Origin of the sequence: uncultured Kordia sp., assembly GCF_947489565.1 — a bacterium.
In the GTDB taxonomy this organism is placed as follows: domain Bacteria; phylum Bacteroidota; class Bacteroidia; order Flavobacteriales; family Flavobacteriaceae; genus Kordia.
In genome coordinates this window covers 191,472-208,814 of record NZ_CANLEA010000011.1, presented here as the reverse complement: position 1 = coordinate 208,814, position 17,343 = coordinate 191,472, and the positions used below count along the sequence as shown (strand labels likewise).

General features: G+C 35.0%; 10 protein-coding genes. 1 reads left to right on the top strand and 9 read right to left on the bottom strand.

Annotated features, from left to right (window positions below; all coding sequences use genetic code 11):
* Positions 1–31: 31 nt before the first annotated feature.
* The 5 genes from Q0845_RS16355 to Q0845_RS27905 form a co-directional block, all read right to left on the bottom strand.
* A complete protein-coding gene (locus Q0845_RS16355; RefSeq protein ID WP_298515442.1) occupies positions 32–1,072 on the bottom strand; it encodes a glycosyltransferase family 9 protein in 1,041 nt (346 codons plus the stop codon).
* A 28-nt stretch (positions 1,073–1,100) separates the two neighbouring features.
* Positions 1,101–1,706: a DUF4254 domain-containing protein gene (locus Q0845_RS16350; protein WP_298515441.1), complete on the bottom strand. Its 606-nt coding sequence runs from the start codon at positions 1,704–1,706 to the stop codon at positions 1,101–1,103.
* 111 nt (positions 1,707–1,817) lie between these two features.
* Positions 1,818–4,715: an SdrD B-like domain-containing protein gene (locus Q0845_RS16345; protein WP_298515440.1), complete on the bottom strand. Its 2,898-nt coding sequence runs from the start codon at positions 4,713–4,715 to the stop codon at positions 1,818–1,820.
* A 574-nt stretch (positions 4,716–5,289) separates the two neighbouring features.
* Entirely contained in the window at positions 5,290–11,466 is a 6,177-nt protein-coding gene (locus Q0845_RS16340) for an SdrD B-like domain-containing protein (RefSeq protein ID WP_298515439.1), read from the bottom strand.
* A gap of 239 nt (positions 11,467–11,705) precedes the next feature.
* The gene (locus tag Q0845_RS27905) at positions 11,706–12,629 is read right to left on the bottom strand and encodes a DUF6427 family protein (RefSeq protein WP_367180675.1); all 924 of its coding nucleotides are present in this window, start codon (positions 12,627–12,629) and stop codon (positions 11,706–11,708) included.
* A 45-nt stretch (positions 12,630–12,674) separates the two neighbouring features.
* Here Q0845_RS27905 and Q0845_RS16335 point away from each other — a divergent pair, with 45 nt between their 5' ends.
* Positions 12,675–12,902: a uracil phosphoribosyltransferase gene (locus Q0845_RS16335; RefSeq protein ID WP_298515437.1), complete on the top strand. Its 228-nt coding sequence runs from the start codon at positions 12,675–12,677 to the stop codon at positions 12,900–12,902.
* On the opposite strand, the gene purD is transcribed toward Q0845_RS16335, so the two are convergent.
* The 4 genes from purD to Q0845_RS16315 are packed head-to-tail and all read right to left on the bottom strand — an operon-like array spanning position 12,897 to position 17,334.
* Entirely contained in the window at positions 12,897–14,168 is a 1,272-nt protein-coding gene (gene purD / locus Q0845_RS16330; RefSeq protein WP_298515434.1) for a phosphoribosylamine--glycine ligase, read from the bottom strand. The two genes, Q0845_RS16335 and purD, sit on opposite strands and share 6 nt — an antisense overlap.
* A complete protein-coding gene (locus Q0845_RS16325; protein ID WP_298515431.1) occupies positions 14,165–14,935 on the bottom strand; it encodes a glycosyltransferase in 771 nt (256 codons plus the stop codon). Before Q0845_RS16325 ends, purD begins: the two co-directional genes overlap by 4 nt.
* 2 nt (positions 14,936–14,937) lie before the next feature.
* On the bottom strand, positions 14,938–16,344 hold the full coding sequence (locus Q0845_RS16320; protein ID WP_298515427.1) for an undecaprenyl-phosphate glucose phosphotransferase: 1,407 nt from the start codon (positions 16,342–16,344) through the stop codon (positions 14,938–14,940).
* A 3-nt stretch (positions 16,345–16,347) separates the two neighbouring features.
* Entirely contained in the window at positions 16,348–17,334 is a 987-nt protein-coding gene (locus Q0845_RS16315; RefSeq protein ID WP_298515424.1) for a UDP-glucuronic acid decarboxylase family protein, read from the bottom strand.
* Positions 17,335–17,343 lie beyond the last annotated feature (9 nt).

Here is a 17,343-nt window from a genome sequence, read left to right as displayed (position 1 = left end):
AGTTTCAGCTAAAGTTAAATAAAGAAATAGTTTAATCCTTAACCACTTCCACAATTTTCTCAAAAACAGCTTCTGGAGTAATGGTTTGCATGATATTTTCGTAACCCGCTGGATATTTATTGCCGTAGATAGATGTTGGCAGTAGTGGATATTGTGCTCTGTCTGCTAGTAATGCATTTTCTTTAGGTTGTCCAAACGGATAAAATCCTGCATATGGATGTGTAATTCCCCAAATAGTAACTACTTTTCTACCAAACATCGCTGCTAAATGCGCATTTCCAGAATCCATAGAAAGCATGACATCTAGGTTGGAGATTAGGTTTAATTCTTCTTCAAAAGAAAATAAACCTGCGCCATTGACTACATTTTTATATTTGGTTTCCCAAGCAACCAATTGTTTCTTATCGGCTGGCCCGCCAAATAAGACAACTTTGTATTGTTCTGTTTCACTCAATTTGGAAATTACTGCTTCCATTTGTGAAACAGGATAGGTTTTTCCGTCAAAAGCGGCAAATGGTGCAATTCCGATTAATTTTTTCTTTGTTTTCCCAATGAACAAAGCCACCTTTTGAGCAATTTTTAGCTGCGGTAATACATCTTCTTTGCTTACATCTATGTGATGTCCTAATTGACTAAAAACATCCGCATAACGCTTATGTGTGGTTTTGAGTTGCTGAAAGACTTTATCCTTTGTTTGTGTCAACGCTTTTTTGGCAGCTCTTCCTTTGTCTATTTTACAAATTTTATATCCGCCAAGTTTAAAATATGTACATAGAATATTGGATCGCAATACATTGTGAAGGTCTGCAATAAGATCAATATCTAATGTTTTGAGTTCTTTGTAGAGTTTGTATAATCCGCGGACTCCTTTGTGTCTTCCTTTTACATCAGCAGCATAAAAAGATACATTGGAAATGTCTTGAAAGATGGGTTTAAAAAATGCGCGTGAAACTACAGTGATTTTCACATTGGGATAAGTCCGTACCATTGCTTTTATGACTGGTACAGTCATAGCAACGTCTCCCATGGCAGAGAGACGCATGACTAAAATATGTTTGGAAGCTTGTTCCATAGTTTGGAATACCTATGTGAGACTTCTGTTATTTGTTTTTGTTGTACAATACAGGATTTAGATCATCGTCATTGTACATTTTCATTTGCTTGTAGACTTTCATGTATTTGTCGCCACTTTCAATATCGGCAATTAGTTGATCTATTGCAGAAGAAAGATCTACACGTTGTTCTAATAAAATATCTAGTTTGGTTTGGCATTTTGCTTTGTGTGCTTCCGAAGCATCTTTACGATCTACTTCTTCTTGCATGTGGTATATTTTTAAGGCTAAAATTGACAAACGATCTATTGCCCACGCAGGGCTTTCAGAATTAATTGTTGCTGAATCTTTTACTTGAACATTGCTATATTTTTGAAGAAAATAGCTGTCTACATATTCTACCGTGTCCGTTCTATCTTGGTTAGAAGCATCAATCAATCTTTTTAATTTTAATGCTCCAACAGGATCAATGTTTGGATCTCTAATAATGTCTTCGTAATGCCATTGTACCGTATCTATCCAGTTTTTTCTATACAATAAATGTTCTACTTTATCTTTTGGATATGGATTTTCAAATGGTTGGTCTACATCATCAATGATATGATATTTTTCGATGCTATCTTGAAATATTTTATTCGCTAGATCACTAAACATAATTCTATTATTTTGATGCAAATATACGCTAATATTTCAGTTTACTATAGGAAATAAGAAAAGCCACTTTTCAGCAGCTTTTCTTGGGATTGTAAGGGTGATTGCGATTCATTATTTTTTCACAAATTTCTTGCTAGCCACTTTGTTTCTTGATTGGAATTTAGCATAATACATTCCTGGAGCTAATCTTTCAACTCCTATTTTGTATTCGCTTCCAAATTGACTTACTGTTGTAGATATTACTTTGTAACCGCTATCATTGTAAATTTCAACATTTACATCTCCTGAGAACTCTTCAGCGTTGATTGCAATTTCTTTAACTGTTGGGTTTGGATATAATCTTAATCTTTCTGATATATCTTCTGGAGCTTCACTAATTGCACTTCCGTTTGTAAAGATTACATCTCCAGTTTCGGCTCTTAATATTGAGTTTGTATTTGTATACTTAACTCCAAAATCAATATTGAATAAGTCGCCTTCCATAACTGTTTTATAGATTCCATCAGGATTTGCTGTTCCAGAATCTGGATCGTATGTATTTGTATAGGTTTCAAAAATGGTATCTTCCGGCAGTATTATTACAACAAATATATCTCCTGGAGGCACATCATCTACTAAATAATTTGGGTCTAAGAATCCAAAACCTCCGTTTGATGTTTGTGTAAATGCTACTAAAGCATCTATATTAGGATCTAAAAATCCGTCTTCGTCGCTATCAGCATAAATCTCCACTGGCAATCCGTTGAGAGATTCTTCTTCAGGATCTGCAATACCATTTTCATTTCGATCGTTAAATACAACTCCTGTTACTTGGTAAAAAATATCGGTGACTCTCATTCCAAAGTCTACATCAACTATATTTGTATTGATGCTAGATATTACTCTGTTATTTAGTGTTGTAAACGTTCCGTTTGCTGGCAATGTTGGTATCACCAGTACATTTCTTATGTTTACATTAGAAAACTGGTATGCTCCAGTTGCAGAAGTAGTAATTGTACTTACTGGTATATCATCTGCATCTAAGATTCCGTCTATATTTACATCTTCAAAAAGTGATACTACAATTCCTGATAATCTATCTTCCATTGAATCTTTGATTTGATCAGCGTTTTGATCGTCCCAAATAACTCCTGAAATATTATATAAAATTACGGTCGTTCTTAAAATTCCAAAATGAACAGTTGTTGAATTTCTCGTATTTAATGCTACACTTACGGGTGTTGTGGAAGCATAGGTAAAGTCTGCTGTATTTGATGGAACTAAGATTTGAATTATTACATTTGATGGTATAATTCCAGTAAATTGATAGTTTCCATTTCTATCTGAAACCGTTGCCTCAATTAATGGTTCTCCTCTATCAATTCTTCCGTTTCCATTTAGATCTTCATACATATTTACAGTTATTCCTTGCAAACCTCCTTCTACTACATCATTGTTAGCATCTCCATTTTCATCGTTGAATACATTTCCTGAAACTGAATATGAAATAATTTCCCTGCGCATACCAAAGTCAACATTTGTTACATCAGTATTTATAGCATTTATAGTTACTATTTCATCTGTGGTTAACGTATAAGTATAGTCCGTTGTAGTTTGCGGCACTGTGATTTTAACTAACGTATTTTCAATTGTTATATTCAGGAATGAATATGTTCCGTCTGCACCTGTCACCACAGTCTCAATGATTGTATCTACACTATCAAGTATTCCATTGGTATTATGATCAGCATATAATGTAAGTGTAATGTTCTGCAATGCGCCTTCTCCGAAATCTATAGTGCTATTAGCATTGGTGTCATCAAAAACATTTCCTGAAATATTATAATTTGTGGTTTGTGTTTTATCAATTCCAAAGTTAACATCCATGATATTTTGATTCAACATCGTAATTGCTTCTTGTACATCATTTGTTGCAATGTATTCAAATGCTCCTGTATTTCTAGGTTTAACTACTTCTACAACAACATGCGTGAGCATCACCTGTGTAAACATGTAGGCTCCATTAGTATCTGTATTTGTTGTTGCTATTAATTGCTCATTGTCATCTAACGTTCCGTTTGCGTTTGCGTCATCATACATTTTTACTTCTACAGCAGCTAAACCAACTTCTCCTTCATATATTCCATTTTGATTATTATCATCGTATACAATTCCTGAAATATTATAAAAAACGTTTTGTGTTCTTTTGATTCCAAAATCAATATTTGTAACATCATCTGCGGTCAAAAATATTGAAGTTGTTAAGGCTGTGGTAGCTTCATAAGAATAATCTGTTGTATTTGATGGTAGTTCTGCTTCAACAATTACATGTAATGCCGTGGTGCTTGAAAAAATATAACCACCAACTCCATCTGTAATTTGAGTTTCTAGTAATGCATCACCACTATCTATGATTCCATTGGCATTCGCATCATCATATAAGTTGACTTGAACTTCTGAAAGAAATCCTTCTACACCATCTATAACACCATTTGAGTTAGTATCATTAAATACCGTTCCAGAAATAGCATTCGTTAAAGGTGTTGTTGGTCCTTGAATAATACCGTGAAATAGCTTTCTTCCAGCTTTATATCCAAAGTCAACAGCTCCTACTTCATATCTGCCATCTAATGTAAATGAAAATGTTTTCATTCCTCCATTTTTGTTTACGGATGAATCCCATTTAATACCGTAATATTGAAAATGAGGATCTACATGTACTTCCCATGTATTCGGAGAAGAAGATATAACATTGTGTTCGTCTAATAATTTAAGTTTCCAGTGTGATAAATTTCTTCTTGCTCCATTTCCTGTGACTTTGTAAGTCCAAGTTGAAGTTCCATCAAGATTATAGTGTACTCCTAAAAATTCAAATAAAAAACCATTGAGATCTACCGATGCAGAAGCATTTTCTTCCGTGTTGGTTATTTCAATTGAAGTGTCGAGGGTTTTGTTTGCTGAAAAGTTGAATGCGTTCAGCGTTAGGCATGCAAATAACAGTGTCATTGCACTTAGGGTAAGTGTTTTCATTAAGTGATTGGTTTTTTGGGTAATTATTATGCATTTTTCATACATAATAAGAATAGGTTAATAATGGATTTCGGGGTGATTTTTATTTCTCAAACACAAAATTATTAAGCTTTATCTTACATCCTTGCATAATTTAGATGAATAAACAAAAATGAGCGATGAAGACTTGATTTTTGTAGTTTTTAGACTACTTGATTGCGACTAAAAAACACTGTTTTGATCAATTAATTCATGTTTTATATTAAAAATATGATCAATTAAAACTGTATTAACTTACATTTTTTACAATTAACAAAATGATATTTTCTCTTGATGATTACAAAGTATAAGTATCTAGAAAAAGTTTACTATGAAACAAAGAAAAGAACCAAAAGCTGAATTTTTGCTTAGTAAGTTCTTATGAAAGATTGTGAAGAAAGTTCCTTTTATGTAAACTTAGAATTATTTTCAATGTAATGTGTTTACAAACTTTAATCGTTTACTAACGAGTGAAGTCTAAAGGCATTAAATATAGGGAATAAAAAAAGCCGCTTTTCAGCGGCTTTTCTTAAGGTTATAGGGTACTTGCTATTAATTATTGTTTGATAAACTTCTTACTAGCACGTTTGTTTCCTGCTTCAAATTGAGCATAGTACATTCCTGGTGCTAATCTTTCAACACCTATTTTGTACTCACCTGCAAATTGACTTACAGTAGTAGACATTACTTTGTAACCTCTATCATTGTAAATTTCAACGTTAACGTCTCCTGAGAACTCTTCAGCGTTGATTGCGATTTGTCTAACCGTTGGGTTTGGATATAATCTTAATCTTTCTGATACATCTTCTGGAGCTTCGCTAATTGCGCTTCCATTTGTAAACATTACATCACCGTTGTTAGCTCTTGAAGTAGAGTTTGTATTTTCATACTTAACTCCGAAGTCAATGTTAAATAAGTCAGCTACCATTACAGTTCTGTAAATTCCGTCAGGACTAGCTGTTCCTGAATCTGGGTCATACGTATTAGTATATGTTTCAAAGATTGTATCTTCTGGAAGAACTACTACGATGAATACTTCTCCTGGAGGAATATCATCTACAAGGTAGTTAGGATCTAAGAATCCGAATCCACCATTTGATGTTTGTGTAAATGCTACTAAGGCATCTAAGTTAGGATCAAATACTCCATCACTATCAGAATCTGCATAGATCTCAACTGGTAATCCGTTAAGAGACTCTTCTCCTGGATCTGCAACACCATTTTCGTTTTGATCGTTGAATACAACTCCTGTTACTTGGTATAATGTATTTGCAATTCTAATACCGAAGTCAACATCAACAGCATCTGTATTGATACTAGAGATAGCTCTGTTATCTGGTGTTGTAAACGTTCCGTCTGCTGGTAACGTAGGTACAACTAATACATTTCTAAGGTTTACGTTAGAGAATTGGTATCCTCCAGTTGTAGAAGTAGTGATTGTACTTAATGATCTATCACCTGCATCTAATGCACCATCTGCATTTACATCTTCGAAAAGAGTTACTCCAATTCCAACTAATCTAGTTTCGCTTGGATCTTTTACTTGGTCAGAATTTTGATCATCCCAAATAACTCCTGAAATGTTGTATAAAATTACTACTGTTCTTTGGATACCGAAATCAACTGTTGTTGAAACTCCTCCAGTTAATACTACATTTACTGGTGTTGTTGCACTGAATGTGAAATCTGCAGTGTTCGATGGTACAACTACTTGAACAATTACGTTTGTAGCAGTAATTCCAGAGAACTGGTAGTTTCCACTTCTATCAGAAGCTGTTGTAGCGATAAGTGGCTCACCTCTATCAATTCTTCCGTTTCCGTTTACATCTTCGTATAAGTTAACAGTTACTCCTCTTAATCCTGCCTCAGTTGAAGCATTAGCTCCATCTCCGTTTTCATCGTTGAATACGTTTCCTGAAACTGTGTATGTAGTAGCTACTTTATTAACTCCAAAGTCTTGGTTAGTTACGTCTGTATTTACTGAACTAATATTTAATCTAGCATCTGTAGTTAATGTAAAGATATAGTCAGCTGTATTTTGTGGAATTGTAATCGCAACCACAGTGTTTTCAACCGTTACATTAAGGAAAGAATATGTTCCATCTGCTGCAGAAGTTGTAGTCTCAATAACTGTATCTCCGCTACCTAATCTTCCATCAGCATCATCATCAACATATAATGTTAATGTTACGTTTTCTAGTCTTCCTGCTTCAGTGCTGTCAAGATTTGCATTTTCGTTGTCATCATCATAAACAGTTCCGAAGATGTTATAGTTTACGATAGCAGCTCTATCAATTCCAAAGTCTTGGTTATTTACATCAGTAATTGTTGAGCTTATTGCTAAAGTTCCTGATGTTGTTAACGTGTAAGTAAATGTTGCAGTATCTGTTGGTACTGTTACCGCTACTAACGTATTTCTAACTGTTACACCTGTAAAGTTATAAGCTCCTGACATTGTGCTTGTAGTCGTTGTTCCGATTACAGTATCAGCTGCACCAAGTCTTCCGTTTCCGTCAACATCATTATATAAAGTAAGTGTTACTGCTCCGATAAATCCTTCACCAGTTTCTCTAACTCCACTTGCATCATCATCATCAAATACAGTTCCTGAGATATTGTATAAGATAATTTCTTCACGATTCACTCCAAAATCAACATTGTTTACATCTGCAGTTGTTGAACTAGTGTTCGCAGAAGCAGCAGTTGTTAATGTGTATGTAAGTTCTGGTGTGTTAGCAGGTACTGTGATAGCAACTACTGTTCTTTCTACAGTTACATTTGAGAAGCTGTATGTTCCGTCGTTAGCAGAAGTTGTTGTAGAGATTACTGTATCAGCTCCTCCAACTCTTCCGTTTCCGTCGTTATCAGCATATAATGTTAATGTAACATTTTCTAATGCACGCTCACCTGCATCAATAGCAGTGTTTTGGTTATCATCATCAAATACATTTCCTGAGATGTTGTAGTTGATAATTTGAACTTTATTGATTCCAAAGTCTTGGTCAGTTACATCAGTAATTGTTGAACTAACTCCTAACTTCACAGCTGTTGTAGCTGTGTATGTAAAGTCTGTAGTGTTTGCAGGTACTTCAACTCCAACTAGTGTAAACTGAGTTGTAACATTTGTAAAGCTATATGTTCCGTCTGTTGCAGTTGCAGCAATTTCTAAAAGTCCGTCACCAGCAGTTAATGTTCCACTAGCATCGTTATCAGAATATAATTTAACTGTGATAGCATCTAATCCAGCTTCTGTATCATTTACTCCGTTAGCGTTATCATCATCGTATACAGTTCCTGAGATATTGTAATCGATTACTAAGTTTTCGTTTACTCCAAAGTCTAAACCATTTACATCTGTAATTAATGAACTTACAGCTTGCGTATTTGATGTTGTTAATACATATGTGAATGTTGCAGTGTTTCCTGGTACAGTTACTACTGCTAATACATTTTCTGTTGTAATGTTTGAGAAACTGTATGCTCCGTTAGTACCTGTTGTAGTTGAAGTAAGTGTTGTATCAGCTACATCTAAGTTTCCATCAGCATTGTTATCAGCATATAATGTTACTGTGATTCCGTCTAATGTTCCTTCTCCAGCATCTTGTGTTCCATTCTCATTGTCATCATCAAATACAGTTCCTGATATACTATAATCGATCACTTGCTCTTCGTTAACTCCAAAGTTTACATCAGTTACATCTGTTGTTGTTCCTGTAACAGCAACTACTTCTGGAGTTGTTGCTCTGTATGTAAAGTTTGGTGAGTTCCCTGGAATTGTAAATTCTACTAAAGTATTTCTGTTAGTTACATTGCTAAATTGGTATGTACCATCTGAACCTGTAGCTGTTGTAGCTAATTGATTGTCATTAGTATCTAAATTACCGTCAGCGTTAACATCCTCATATAATCTTACAACTACATTTTGAATTCTTCCCTCAGATGGGTTAATATCTCCACTATCGTTATCATCATCAAATACAACTCCTGAGATGTTGTAGTCAATAACTTCTACTTCATTGATTCCAAAGTTTACATTGTCAACATTTACGTTTGTAGAGCTAGTGTTTATTTCTCCAGCTGTTGTTAATGTGTATGTGAAATCTGCAGTGTTTCCTGGTACTGTTACAGCTACTACTGTATTTTGTACTGTTACTCCTGCAAAGCTATATGTTCCGTCTACTGCAGTTGTTGCTGTTGCGATTACTGCTTCTCCAGCATCAACAGCTCCGTTTGCGTTACTGTCATCATATAAAGTTACTGTGATAGCATCTAAGTTATCTTCTCCAGCATCTTGTGCTCCACTTTCATCGTTATCATCGTATACATTTCCTGAGATTGCATAGTTGATTACTTGCTCTTCGTTGATACCGAAGTTTACATTGTCAACATTTACGTTTGTAGAACTTGTATTTACTTCACCAGCTGTAGTTAATACATATGTGAAATCTGCAGTGTTTCCTGGTACTGTTACAGCTACTACTGTATTTTGTACTGTTACTCCTGCAAAGCTATATGTTCCGTCTACTGCAGTTGTTGCTGTTGCGATTACTGCTTCTCCAGCATCAACAGCTCCGTTTGCGTTACTGTCATTATATAAAGTTACTGTGATAGCGTCTAAGTTATCTTCTCCAGCATCTTGTGCTCCACTTTCGTCGTTATCATCGTATACATTTCCTGAGATAGCATAGCTAATTACTTGCTCTTCGTTAACTCCGAAGTCAACTCCTGTTACATCAGTGTTGATTGCATCAATCGCTTGCGTTCCTGCAGTTGTTAATGTGTATGTAAAGTCTCCAGTATTTGTTGGAACTGTTACCGCTACAATTGTATTTTGAACACATACGTGTAAGAAGCTATATGAACCATCTGTTCCTGAAGTAGTCGTAGCAATTAATGTATCAGTAGTATCTAATACTCCATCAGCATTTGTATCGTTATATAATGTTAATGTAACGTTTGCTAATCCAGCTTCTCCGTTATCAAATACTGCATCTTCGTTGTTGTCATCATAAACAGTTCCGAAAACATCGTAGTTTACTGGAATTAATGCTTCGTTGATTCCGAAATCAACAGTTACATCATTTGTACCACCTGCTACAGCTACAACTTCTGGAGTTGTTGATGTGTAGGTAGTTGTAGTTGTATTGTTTGGTACAGTTACTTGAACTAATGTGTTTGCAACATCAATATTGTTGAAAACATAAGCTCCGTTTGCATCAGTAGCTTGAGAATCGATTACTGTATCTCCAGAATCTAAAGCACCATCATTGTTGTTATCAGCATATAATGTTACTGTAACTCCTGATGTTAAAGTTTCTCCTTGTCCTCCGTTAAAGTTTCCGTTCTCGTTGTTATCATCGTATACGATACCTTTCACTTTGTAAGATACAGGTGGCGTTAAGTTAACATAATCTGATGCATCTGTAATTTGACCAACATCTTCTGGGTTCAAACCAGTAATTTCATTTAATGCACCTAATTGGATGTTATTATAAGTTCTTAAGCTAGATGGTGCAGTATATTTTTGCACATAACTTTTTGTAACGTATGAATTTTGAGGACATCCATAGTAGTAATACGTAGTGTATGTTCTCTTGTTCTTTAATAACTGTAAGTTACTGTGCTTATCTTTTGCCATTTGAGCATAAATATCTTCGTTGTTAGCCCAGTCATATCTGTTGCTATTGAAGTTATATGCTTGTACTTGATAAGAAGTAGCAGCGTACATTTGACCATTGTCACCTACAACGATATCTCCAAGTTCTCCTTTGTAAAGGAAACTAGAGTACCACCAGTTGTCATATACAGGTGTTCCGTTAGCTACAGAAGTAGTTTGTCCAGAAATATCAGATAATCCATTGAAAGAAATTTCCAATAAGTAGATATTGTTGTTGTATGAACTGTGGTAGTAGTTGTAAGAGTATGATTCTGATTGATAAGAATTTCTATCTCCTCTTTGTTGTAATGCTTCATCCGGATTTTGTCCTTCTGTCTCTGCATCTGGCAACTCCTCTTCAGGAATGTAGTCATTTACATTGTCATTTGCAGCGTTTGCTTCTTCAGCTTCGATAACTACGAAATCTGCTGGAGTTTCTCCGTTTCCGTCTCTTCCTCCGTTGTCAGTTTCGTCAGCTTCCGTAGATGAATTTCTAGAGTCTGTTCCTCTAGTAAACATTCCAGTTGACACTGTTCCTGCCGATCTTGGATTGTTATCTAATTCATCTTTAGGATTAGAATTGCTTGTTGTTCTTCTTCCGTCTCTGTAGTAGTAGCAATAAACAGGATATTCCATTGCGAAATATAATTTCCCGTTATAGAAAGTTGCTCCACCAGAAGCTAGACCTCTAGAAGAATACGCGTGACCAGAACTTGTAAAAAAGTTTCTTACTGATCCAAAGTTTTTGTGTACGTTTGAATGTACATTGTAACCATAAACCGTCCAGTTGTAGCTAGAGATGTGGTTAGAAACGTAAAAAAACCATCCCGTGCTCGCATCAGTAGCGATAGAGTTGATTTCGTTTACATAAGGTGATGTTGCCAACAACGTAGCGTTGTACGTGTTCATGTCGAGTGAGTAAATTCTTTTTCCTGCGGATATGATGATAAGGTTATCATCTGCAGTAGTCATCATTTCATTCTCGACAACATTTTCGCTTGTGGGCATTGAATTAGCGAAAACAGTCGTTAGTCCTAATAAGGCTGTTAGGACCAAAAGAGTAATTTTAGTCTTCATTGATTTGCTGTTTAGTTAACTATTATATGTACCATCGTACACTAATAGGTTTTGTTTAAAATAAGTTTGGGGTGAGCGGCTTAATTCTCGAACACAAAAATATTTGGAATAATTCTAAAATGCCGATAACGGGTTTTCTTTTAGATAAAACGTCATTAAAATCGAGAAAAAGCATTTTTTGTAAGGAAGAAGCTACAACTTTGTAGGTTATTACCTTATTGATGTTACGGTTTCTCTATTTATTTTGGATAAATATTGAAGATAAAACTAACAATCATTAGTAAAAGTAGCAAAATATCGCTGATCCTTTTGTTTTCAAGATTTTCTAGAAGATTTGCCATAAAAATTGCTAATGGAAATAGCAGTAAAAGCTCGGTATTCTGCGTGATGTTTTTAGCGAATAGCACATATGTAATACCCATAAAAAACAGTACTTTACTTAGTAAAAAAGATAATTTTTTTTGAGAAGAATACGTTTTGTATTTTAGAAAAAATATTACAAAATTTATGCTAAAAAGCAAGGTTATTACCAAATGTAGCGCAATTCTTCTATAACTTGTGGTGGAATAATCAATTTTAAGGTCAAACTGAAATAATGGATTTGTAAGAATGTCTTGTTGGGCAAGATATAGGTATACTATATATAAACCCAAAACGACCGTTGACCCAATAATAGGAACCAACCAGTTTTTATAATCACCCGACACATAAACTAAGATTCCTATATATATAACGACAAAATACAGTACAATCCATGAGTCAAATAGTACTGCCAGACTTATAAATAAGGATGCATCAAATATTTTCTGCTTTATACTCCGCAAAGATCCCAAAGTAATGATGCGTCTGAATGCAAAAAGTATCAATAAGTGTATGCAAACAATCTTTATATTGTCAAAAATAGAAGGAAATAATCCTATAAAAATGGTTACAATTAAGAGTGCAAAATCGTTTTGCTGGGTTAAATCGTTCTTCTTTATGATAAAATTCATCACAAATAAAGAAAATAATAGCAAAAATAGCACTGGAATCTCCAATGATAACATTTCATGACTCAGCACCTTATTTGTTGAAAATAAGTGAATTACAAAGTACACAAGAAGAATTCCTATGCAGAGAATAAAATTTATTGGTTTTGATTTCCCAAAAACGCTTGTTATCATTTTAGGTTTTTATATTTTTGTAGTGTAAATATAAACGATTTATCGATGAAAAGTTTTTTTGAAGGAATTGCATACCTATTTGAGGAAATATTATTTATTCCTTTTGACGCAATGCGTAATTTAGAATTAGAAAGTTGGACATTAGCCAATGGAATCAACTGGATTTTTATGATTGTTTGTGCTGCTGCAATTACCTATTGGGTAAAGCAATTGAAAAAATTCGATGCCAATAATGAAGAACGTAAAGATGTAACGTCACATTCTTATTTATAAGTCAAAGCCGATATCTTTTCTATAATACATCTTATCAAAACGTAATTTTTGTATGTTTTGATAAGATTTTTTTATGGCTTCTTCGTACGTAGCTGCGTATGATGTAATGGCAATGACTCTTCCGCCATTGGTAAGCACCTTATCTCCATCTAACTTTGTTCCTGCATGAAACACGATAGAATCTTCTATAGTTTCTACGCCCGTAATTTCTTTTCCTTTTTCATACGCTTCAGGATATCCACCAGAAACCACCATGATTGTAGTTGCTGCTTCTTCTTTGATTTGTATATCAATCTGATCTAACGATTGTGTTCCTACAGCTTCTAATACTGTTGCCAAATCGTTTTCCAGTCGCGGAATTACCACTTCTGTTTCCGGATCGCCCATTCGTACATTGTATTCTATTACAAACGGATCGTTTCCAACTTTGATTAATCCGATAAAGACAAAACCTTTGTACGGTAAGTTATCTTTTTGAAAACCTGCTACTGTTGGCTTGATTATGCGCGTTTCTATTTTTTCCATAAATTCCGCATCTGCAAACGGAACTGGCGATACTGCGCCCATTCCTCCTGTATTTAATCCAGTATCTCCTTCGCCAATACGCTTGTAGTCTTTTGCTGTTGGTAAGGTTACATAGTTTTTTCCATCCGTAATGACAAAACAGCTTAATTCTATTCCGTCTAAGAATTCTTCAATAACTACTTTGGTACTTGCGTCTCCAAATTTGGCATCTACCAACATTTCACGCAAAGCATCTTGTGCTTCTTGTAAGTCTTTTATAATTAAAACTCCTTTTCCTGCGGCCAAACCATCTGCTTTTAATACATATGGTGATTTTAATGTCGTTAAAAATTCGCAACCAGCTTCTACAGTATCTTTGGTAAAACTTTCGTATGCCGCTGTTGGAATGTTATGACGCATCATAAATTTTTTGGCAAATTCTTTACTTCCTTCCAACTCGGCAGCTTCTTTTTGCGGACCAATCACGTGAATTCCTTTCAAAGCATCATCATTCAAAAAATAATCGTGAATTCCACGTACAAGCGGATCTTCTGGACCTACCACAACCATATCAATGTTGTTTTCGATGGAAAATGTACCAATCGCATCAAAATCATTTACATTCATGGCTACATTTTCTGCAATCGCAGCCGTTCCTGCATTTCCTGGCGCTACAAATAGTTTTGTTACGCGTGGACTTTGTGCTAATTTCCATGCAAATGTATGTTCTCTTCCTCCTGATCCTAAAACAAGAATGTTCATAGTTGTATTGTTTGTTGTGGTTTTATAAAGAAATGTTCTATTAAAAATCGAATTAAATATAAACTCGATTTGAAAGCCCCAAATTTAAGCGCCTTTCTGTAAATAGTATAATTGTATTTTAATAAATTTAGTTTATTGGACGAAATAGAGTTTTCGCGCACGCGATATTTTGCTAAAGGTTCTTCTAAACTATACGCAAAACCTACTTTTTTGATGAGTGTGAGCCATAAAGCCCAATCTTGACGCTTGCGAATGTTTGGCATATATACTTTGCCTAATTTCTCCGCATTGTAGATTCCGGTAAGGTTTCCAACATAGTTACTTTTGAGCATTTTGGAGAAATTTACTTTTGGCAAGGCTTTGATCATTTTTCCGAGCGATTTTCCTTGCTCATCCATCAATTCATAACTAGAAAAACAAACGGCAATGTCTTTTTCTTGCATGAATGCGATTTGTTTGGTGAGCTTTTCAGGCTTCCACAAGTCGTCTGCGTCTAAAAATGCAATATAATCTCCAGAAGCGTTTTCTATGGCTGTATTTCGTGCGATGGCAGCTCCTGAGTTCGTTTCTAGTATATGTACTTTAATACGACTGTCTGAAGCGGCATATTTTTTAAGAATGTCCACGGTTGCATCCGAAGATGCATCGTCAACAATAACCATTTCCCAATTGGTATAGCTTTGCGCACGAACAGAATCAATGGTTTCCGAAATGAAAGCTTCGGTATTGTAGGTTGGTGTAATGACAGAAACTAATGGTTCATGCATGATTAGTATGCCTTTTTTTCTCCTTTGACGATGTTAACAACGGTTTCAAAGATAATTTTTATGTCCAAGAATAACGACCAATTTTCAATGTAAAAAATATCATATTTGATACGATTGATAATGTCTTCATCATTTTTTATTTCTCCTCGATATCCTTTGACTTGTGCCAAACCAGAAATCCCAGGTTTTACACTATGGCGAAATACAAAGTTGTACTTGTCAATTTTTTTAGCATATTCTTTTGTGTACGGAATCATATGTGGTCTTGGTCCTATGACAGACATATCGCCTTTAAGAACATTGAAAAACTGTGGCAACTCATCGAGACTTGTTTTTCTGATAAAACGTCCTACTCTCGTTACCCGTGAATCTTGCTCAGTAACATGATCGTATTTGTTATCATTATTATGTGTAAGCGACCGAAATTTATAACAGGTAAACTCCTTGTAATTAAGTCCGTTACGAATATGTTTGTAGAAAACAGGTCCTTTAGATTCTAGTTTTATTAGAATTGCCATGAGTGGAATGAGCCATGAAAGCACACATACCATAATGATCAATGAAAAAACAATGTCAAAGGCTCTTTTGACAAATCGGTTGATGTTGTTATTGAGTGAAACTTCTTGAATAGAAAGTACGGGCAAATAGTTGTAATAATCCGTTTTGAGTCGCTTGGTAATCAGCTTTTTTGTATTTGGAATAAATTTAATGTTGATCATGTTTAAGCTTGCGTATTTCACATAATCATTCACATGTTTTTCCGAAACCTCATCAATGGCACAGTAAATTTCGTCGATTCCTGTTTCTTTTTCTATAAATTCAAAACTATCTTCAATGGTTCCTGTAATACCATCGCTATTTTTATCACTAAAAACACCTAAAAGCTTGTATCCTAATTCTTTTTTATTTCTAAATAACCGTTCTAATTCTTGTGCTCCAGCACTAAATCCAATAATGATGACTCTACGAATATTTCCATCTAAAACGGCGCGGTATTTTTTCAGTCCATAATACCCAATTATTTTACCCAAACCGATAATTCCGAAACTCAGCATCAAGTATTTAAACGTTACAAATGCAGAAACGTTGATACTTCTAAAAATTCCAATAAACGCATACATAATAAGCGTATACGCTAGCAATTGTTTAATAAGTAAGGATAAAATATGCGGTACCGACGTGAATCGATATACATTATAGAATTTTAAAAAGAAAGCAGATAACGGCCAAAAAATGATCGTATATATAATGAATAATAAGTGCTTATTATTCCAAAAACTCGATTCAAAAAAGTATAAATCTTGCTCGTTGAAACTAAAAAAGAAGAAGACAAGAATATTTATGACGCACAAGTCGAACAATACGAAAGATGGTCGCAATAGCCATGAATATCTTCCTTTTACATGCATCGGCTACATTCTTGTATAGGTTGAAAAATCTTTGTGTTCTTTTTTGAACAATTCGCTTTCTGGTAGTGATTTAAAGTATTCGTACGTACGTCGCATTCCTTCACTACGACCTACTTTTGGTTCCCAATTTAGGATTTCTTTTGCTTTACGAATGTCTGGTTTTCGCTGTAGCGGATCGTCAACTGGCAATTCTTTATAAATTACCTTTTGGGTAGTTCCTGTCAGCTTAATGATTTCTTCGGCAAATTCTCCAATAGTGATTTCATGCGGATTTCCAATGTTTATTGGCTCTACATAATCACTCATTAGCAACCTAAAAATTCCTTCTACTTGATCGGTGATATAGCAGAATGATCGTGTTTGCGTTCCATCACCAAAAACCGTTAAATCTTCACCGCGCAATGCTTGTCCTATGAATGCAGGAATTACACGTCCGTCATTCAGTCGCATTCTTGGTCCGTAGGTATTAAATATACGCACAATGCGTGTTTCCAATCCGTGAAAACGGTGATATGCCATGGTAATGGATTCTTGGAAACGCTTGGCTTCGTCGTATACACCACGTGGTCCAATCGTGTTTACATTTCCGTAGTATTCTTCATGCTGCGGATGCACTAACGGATCTCCATAAACTTCAGAAGTAGAAGCAATTAAGATACGTGCCTTTTTTTCTTTGGCCAATCCTAAGAGATTGTGCGTTCCTAACGAACCTACTTTTAAGGTTTGAATCGGAATTTTAAGATAATCTATCGGACTTGCTGGCGAAGCAAAGTGTAAAATATAGTCTAGTTTTCCCGGCACGTGTACAAACTTTGTAACATCGTGATGGTAAAACTGAAATTCTTTCAAGTGAAATAAATGTTCTATGTTACGAATGTCTCCCGTAATAAGATTGTCCATCCCAATAACGTGATAGCCTTCATTAATAAAGCGATCACATAAGTGTGAACCTAAAAATCCCGCGGCTCCCGTGATTAGAATTCGTTGCATAGTATTGGT